Source organism: Flagellimonas oceanensis, from assembly GCF_003992595.1.
In the GTDB taxonomy this organism is placed as follows: Bacteria; Bacteroidota; Bacteroidia; order Flavobacteriales; family Flavobacteriaceae; genus Flagellimonas; species Flagellimonas oceanensis.
On sequence record NZ_RZNA01000040.1, the window covers coordinates 389174 to 395602 of the forward strand.

At 35.3% G+C, this 6429-nt stretch carries 8 protein-coding genes; all 8 read left to right on the top strand.

What is annotated here, in order from left to right:
* Positions 1 to 366 precede the first annotated feature (366 nt).
* A complete protein-coding gene (locus tag EO132_RS19300; protein ID WP_164732329.1) occupies positions 367 to 1659 on the top strand; it encodes an SEC-C metal-binding domain-containing protein in 1293 nt (430 codons plus the stop codon).
* Positions 1660 to 1813: 154 nt separating this feature from the next.
* Entirely contained in the window at positions 1814 to 2770 is a 957-nt protein-coding gene (locus EO132_RS11550) for a DUF4365 domain-containing protein (protein ID WP_127137998.1), read from the top strand.
* Positions 2771 to 3056: 286 nt separating this feature from the next.
* A complete protein-coding gene (locus tag EO132_RS11555; protein WP_127137999.1) occupies positions 3057 to 3752 on the top strand; it encodes a hypothetical protein in 696 nt (231 codons plus the stop codon).
* A gap of 5 nt (positions 3753 to 3757) precedes the next feature.
* A complete protein-coding gene (locus EO132_RS11560; RefSeq protein ID WP_127138000.1) occupies positions 3758 to 3973 on the top strand; it encodes a hypothetical protein in 216 nt (71 codons plus the stop codon).
* Positions 3974 to 4128: 155 nt separating this feature from the next.
* Positions 4129 to 4842: a hypothetical protein gene (locus EO132_RS11565; protein WP_127138001.1), complete on the top strand. Its 714-nt coding sequence runs from the start codon at positions 4129 to 4131 to the stop codon at positions 4840 to 4842.
* A 6-nt stretch (positions 4843 to 4848) separates the two neighbouring features.
* The gene (locus EO132_RS11570; RefSeq protein WP_127138002.1) at positions 4849 to 5214 is read left to right on the top strand and encodes a hypothetical protein; all 366 of its coding nucleotides are present in this window, start codon (positions 4849 to 4851) and stop codon (positions 5212 to 5214) included.
* A 48-nt stretch (positions 5215 to 5262) separates the two neighbouring features.
* On the top strand, positions 5263 to 5538 hold the full coding sequence (locus EO132_RS11575; protein WP_072882405.1) for a transposase: 276 nt from the start codon (positions 5263 to 5265) through the stop codon (positions 5536 to 5538).
* Positions 5539 to 5561: 23 nt separating this feature from the next.
* A complete protein-coding gene (locus EO132_RS11580; protein ID WP_127136440.1) occupies positions 5562 to 6380 on the top strand; it encodes an IS3 family transposase in 819 nt (272 codons plus the stop codon).
* Positions 6381 to 6429: the final 49 nt, after the last annotated feature.

Genomic DNA, 6429 nt, shown 5'->3' on the forward strand with positions numbered 1-6429 from the left:
AAATAATATTTTCAAAAATCTCACTAAAAATGGGCTTTTCCGAAGGAAAATGAATCAATAGCATCGCGCCAGCGTGCTATCCTCTTGCTTTACATTTTTCTTTTGCGAAGCAAAACAAAAAAGAAAGCGATCAAGTTTGGAATCCAAATCATCCATTCGATGGAATTATTCAACCTCTTACGGAATTCCACATTTTCTAGTTTATTGAAAATTCTTACATTTAGCTCAATCCCCTATAATTATAGTGAGCCAAGTAAAACTATGCTTTATTTAAAGCTTGGGCATAGCCAACTAAATTGGTAGTAGATGCCGATAAAGTAGTATATATAATCAAGGTGTGTTTAATTCTGAGGAACATTCTGCTAAATGAAAATTGGAAGAAATGATATATGTCCATGTGGAAGTGGATTGAAATACAAAAAATGCTGTATGAAAAAGGATTCAACATTAGCTATTCCCAAAAATGATTTCTCGGTAGATGAAATCATATCATTTCTAGAGATTGGATTAAAAAACATTAATTCCGTTAACAGTAAGGTTTCGAATATTTCTGTTAAGCAGATTAAACTACTTAATGGAAAAACATTGGAATGTCAATTTTATGCAGAATCGGAGAATTCAATTGATCTTAAGGCTGAGATTAGTTCTGTAATGGGAGCTCTTCATGGCTTTTTTAAGGATGATTCATTCAGGAATATTCAACTTGATTATTATGCAGTTAGAGCATATAATAGCTCAGATATTGAAATAATGCATGCTATTTCATCAACGGAATCTGCAGCTATGATTGGGAATGGAAAAGCAATTGATTGGATGAAATCTACAATATTTCAAGAAAATACAAAAGATTACAGATTGGCAATTGCTAAACGACAAATTTCTGATATCGAAAATGCACTAAGGAAAGTTATTGTAAATAGGTTGTCCTCAAAGCACGGTTCTGACTGGTTTAGGTTATCATTGGGTAAGAAGCTCTTTGAAATTATCAAAGGAACTTATAAAAATCAATTTGGAGAAGAAATTGAAGATGGTAAAGTTCTGATAGAGTATACATTTGTTCTACAGTTAAAGAAAATAATTTGCACCAATTGGAAAGACTTTTCTGACTTATTTGCAAATAAGATTGAGTTTGAAAACCTTATTAGTGAGTTAAACGAAATTAGAAGAGAAGAGGCTCACAATCGAGATGTTTCTGTGATCCATTTGGATAGGCTTAAAATAATCTATGAGTTTATGCTTCTTGGAATAACTGAAAAATATTCAGGAATAATTCCAAATTACTTAATAGATAACTGGAAAATCCAATTAAAAGAAATTATGCTTCCAAAACCAGATTTACCATATTCTGATTCGGACGTGCTTAATGAAACAAATCAGCAATTGAAGCTTATAAAATCGCTAACAAATCTTCAATGTTTGATAAATCATATAAAAAATCGGGAAGATAAAGTAAAAAGTGTAGTTGTTCCTGTGCAAAAGAAAAAAACGCATGATGAACTTTTGACGATTCTTTTAAATTATAGAATACTACATGAAGAATTACTGGAAAGTGGAAAAAAAGGAGTTTTATCGATTGTGGAGAATAAACAAAAAGAGATAGATGAGTATAGTAAAAAACTGCATGAATTCTCGAAAAGATATGTATTTGAAGAGTCCTGAGAATGAATTAAACATGACAAAAATATAGGTCATTTAGCGGATGGTGTTAAGTTTGAGTATGTTAACATATAATAAAATATATAGTGGTTAGACAAGTTGACGTTTCAAAATGCCAAACGCCCCATAATCAAACCGTTGGCGCTAATATGTATTTATGAGCAACACAAGATCAGAACAAGAAGTAATAGGACTAAGAGTTGTTGGTCAGTTTGTCCGTGAAAAATGGAAATGTAGATTTCAAGAACTTGATGCAAGAAATGATGACGGTATTGATGGAATAGTTTTTTTTGCGAAGAACGGAGAAGCAAGTGGTGAAACGGCCTTTGTTCAAGTAAAATGCGGGCCTAGCTATAAAGTTGATCAAAAGAAAAATCAAAATAGCTTCAAGTTAAGACTAGGCATTGATTATATTGAAACACATAGGCCTAGATGGCATAGATACCCTGGACCAGTGATTTTAATTTATGTTGATTCTTCAACTAATGACATTCTTCCGCACGCTTGGTGGGCTGACCTTAAACAAAACGACACATACGATCTTTACTACAAGTCCTATTTAACCATAGATAAGTTATCTCGATTTGGGGAGCATTCTAAAGGTTTTATTAAAAACCTTTGCACTCATCACCTTGATCACGATTTGGAGAGTGTAGAGCTTAAACCAAAAGATTTTGAATATATCGATTTAACCCAACCACTCAAGAAAACTGCATGGAAAGAATATAAAAATATAGCAGGCGTTTATAACAACCCCACATTAGGAAAAATAACTGTGAATAGAGTAGGGTGGAAGCATATTACGAGAAAAGGAAGAAAGCCGCTTCATATACATCAATCCTTCGAACTCTTAGGTGCTTTGAAATCGATACTTACTTCTACGAAACGATATGAATACACTAAATTATTAGAGAAATATGAGAAACATTCAAATACAATAATCATTGATAATATTAGCTTAAGGGCAAAAGTTACATTTCCCCACAGATATCAAGGAGTAGTTGTGGTAATGCTAAAAAGGAAAAGGCTTTTCAATAAAAATGGAAAAGCAAATACAGCGAAAATTTGGTTTTATTCAATTTTTGAATCAAGAAGGGGGAAAGGGGTTTTTTAATAAAAAAGGCCACTAAATGCTTCTAAGAACTAAAACGTCTTTTCGGAAGAATTACGCAAAGTGACCTAAAAAGGTCTTTACTCTTCTTGTATGCATCAGTGGCCCGGCCAACGACAAAGATAAAAAAATACTAGCGCCAACAAATACTATACGTAATGGGGGTCTTGGTACTAAAATGAAATAAAAGTAACATCAACAAACATTTAGGTGAGTCAACTGTAAAGTGCTTTTTAATCTAGCACTACGTATAGCCAAACCGTTGTAGTGAATTTGACAAAAGAACAAGATGAGATTAAATAATAAAGAATTATTTGAATTGTTAAGCGAAAAAGGAATACATCATCTCTATCACGCTAACACAGTTAGAACATCGAGGACTTTTATTGAACAAGGGGGATTATTGTCAAGAGGAGCTGTTGAATCAAAAGGATTAGAACAAACGCCACAATCTTCAGATGAAATTGACAAAATTTTTGAAGTATGGAATGATGTCTTTTTAGACACTGTTGATTTACACACCTATTTCAATCGTCAAAATTATTATGGCCCCGTTTTGTTCAAATTGACGACTGAATTTTTGAATGAACTTGATATAGAAATATGGGTAACTAAGGACAATCCCATAAATTGGAACCAAGAAATGACAACAGAGGAAAAATATTTTTCCTCTTTAGCTGAATTAAAGAAAAACTGGGATTCCTATGCTCGTCAAAGGAAAATGACTACGATTAAAAATAATACAGAGCCCATACTTTTGGATTACGTTGAAGAAGTAATTTATGACAATCCAGGAGTTATGAACGAAGAAACAGGTGTTGTTTTCTTTAATCAAGGAATGGCTGACTTAAAAGAATCTTTAAAAGTTAATCCACCATTTAAAAATAAATTTAAGACAAGAAACTGTAGCGGATGTTTTTGCAGGAGTAATTATCTGTACCAACATACAATACCCGAATTGAATAGACTTTTCTTATCAAATTAAAAATTATGGAAAAAATTAATGTAGAATGCAAAAATTGTCATTCAGAATCGGAAATCCGAGAGGAAAAATTGATGTTTTCAGAAATAAAAATAATGGAAGAAGCCTACTGTCCAGAATGTGAGGAAAAAATTTATGAGGGAGAAACAGATGGATGGTTTCACGTTCAAAAATTAGGAAAAAAAGATAGAGCTGACGAGGAATGTGTTTATCCAATGCCTTAAAAAAAATGAACTAAAACAAAGATGGCTGTAATTCATTGTAGTTTTTTGCCACGCCAAAATAAAAGCATAAATCAGACTGCTGGATTTCGAGGCAATAATCGTGCGGATAATTCCACAACGAAGCCACAGAGACCATTGCACATAATCCTTAAAAAATGAACGCTAATTCAAAAATCAAATCTGAAGACAGATGCTATTGGTGCGGAAAACAGGCAGTAGGATATGATCACGTTCCACCTCAAAATTTATTTCCTAAAGGACATCGAAATGAATTAATAACCGTTACAGCTTGTAAAGAGCATAATCAAGAACTATCAAAAATTGATGAAAGAATGAGAATAAATTTAATAATGCTTTCTCATAAATCAAATGCTGCTCGAAAACTCTTTAATGAGAAAATTTTAAAAGGAATTCAGAGAAAAGAAAGTAAGGGATTAGGAATAGATATTGCGAATAATATATTTGAAAAGCCAGAAGGAGGTGGCTATATTCGTGTGAATTCAAAACATTTGCACATCTATTTTGAAAAAATAATCCGTGGACTTTATTTCAACATTTACAGAAAACATTTTCAAGGTAGCACACATCATTTTTGGAATGGATTTAACGATTTAAGCTTATCCGCAAATACACATTTTTATTATTTCGAAATTGAAAAAAAGTACTCTGAAAACTGGATTAACGGAAAATGCAAGAACAAAGAGGTTTTTGATTACAAATATTATTACTGCAATATTGAAAAGCAATTCTTTGTGATTATGGACTTTTACGAAACCCATAAAGTTATTGGAATTAGTATTCCAGAAGGAAGGGATATAGAAGATTATGGATTGGACATTGAAAAACATTTGAATATAAAATTGCAGTAAGGTACAATGAGCAAAATGTTAAATAAATGGTATTTAAGTATGTTCATCATTCCAATTGTTCTTACTTATCTTACCACCTATATCAAGCTACCAGACATATTTAGTAATTGGGAATATTCAATTATTGCCTCACTGACCATCTTAAGTGGTATTTTATTTTACGAGATTATAACTCTTAAAAGAGAATTAACAAGATTAAGTGAAAAACCAAAAAAATCCGATAAAAAAATAGTTCGTGAATTATTGGAAACACTGAATATTGACAAATTTCACGAAGATATTGTAAGACAAGATGCTTGGAATGGATATCATCGAGAGGATATTTATAGAATAATTGAGTTTCAAGAAAAAGCAAAACTCATCGGATTGTAGATACCCCAAAAATTAGGGCAGTAAGTTTAATCATTAAATTTACTGAATATGACACGAAGAAAGTTTACCCCGAAGTTCAAGACCAAGGTGGTATTGGAAGCCTTGAAAGAGCGGCATAGCCTTGCCGAACTTGCCCAGAAGTACGAGATACACCCGACCCAGATCAGCGCATGGAAGCGCGATTTCCTCGATGGGGCCGAGCAGGTGTTCGAATCGGGCAAGAAGGATGCCCGCAGCGAGACCGAAAGGGAGAAGGACAAACTTCTAAAGGCCATAGGCCAGTTGAAGGTCGAGAACGATTTTTTAAAGGACGCCTTGCGCTGAGACCACTCTCCGAACGCAGAAAAATGATACGCAAGGGTCATTCCAAGATGAGCATTGTAAAACAATGCGAAACATTGTCGGTCCATCGTTCCGGGCTGTACTATAAGCCCAGGGGCGAGACCGAACTGAACCTGAAGCTCATGCGGGAGATGGACGAACATTATCTCCACCACCCTTTCAAAGGGGCCAAGCGGATGCACATCTGGCTGACCAAAGACAAAGGCTATAAAGTGAGCAGGAACCGGATCGAACGGCTCTATTACAAGGTAATGGGGCTTAGGGCGGTACTTCCGGGAAAGCACACCTCCCGAAGGTGCAAGGACCACAAAACGTATCCCTACCTGCTACGCAACCTGACAGTTGACAGGCCCAATCAGGTATGGGCAACCGACATCACCTATATCCCCATGCAACAGGGATATCTCTACCTGGTGGCCATCATCGACCTGCACAGCCGCTATGTCCTGAACTGGAGCGTGTCCAATTCCATGGATGCCCAATGGTGCAGGGAAACATTGGAAGAGGCCATAGGTGAGCACGGGACACCTGAGATCCTCAATACGGACCAGGGGAGCCAGTTCACCGCCGAGGAGTTCGCCAATTATGTTTTGGGCCAGGGAATACGCCTGAGCATGGACGGTAAGGGAAGGGCCACGGACAATGCCTTTATCGAAAGGCTATGGAGGAATGTAAAATACGAGAAGATATACCTGAACCCTCCAAGGGACGGTATGGACCTTTATCTGTTATTGGCAGAGTACTTTGATTATTACAACCATGAAAGAAGACACCAGTCCATCGACTATGAAAGACCTATCGATCTATTTAAGAGAGCGGCTTGAATTATATTAGTTTTGTAGAGAAACTGTCCTAAAGATCGGGGTATCTACA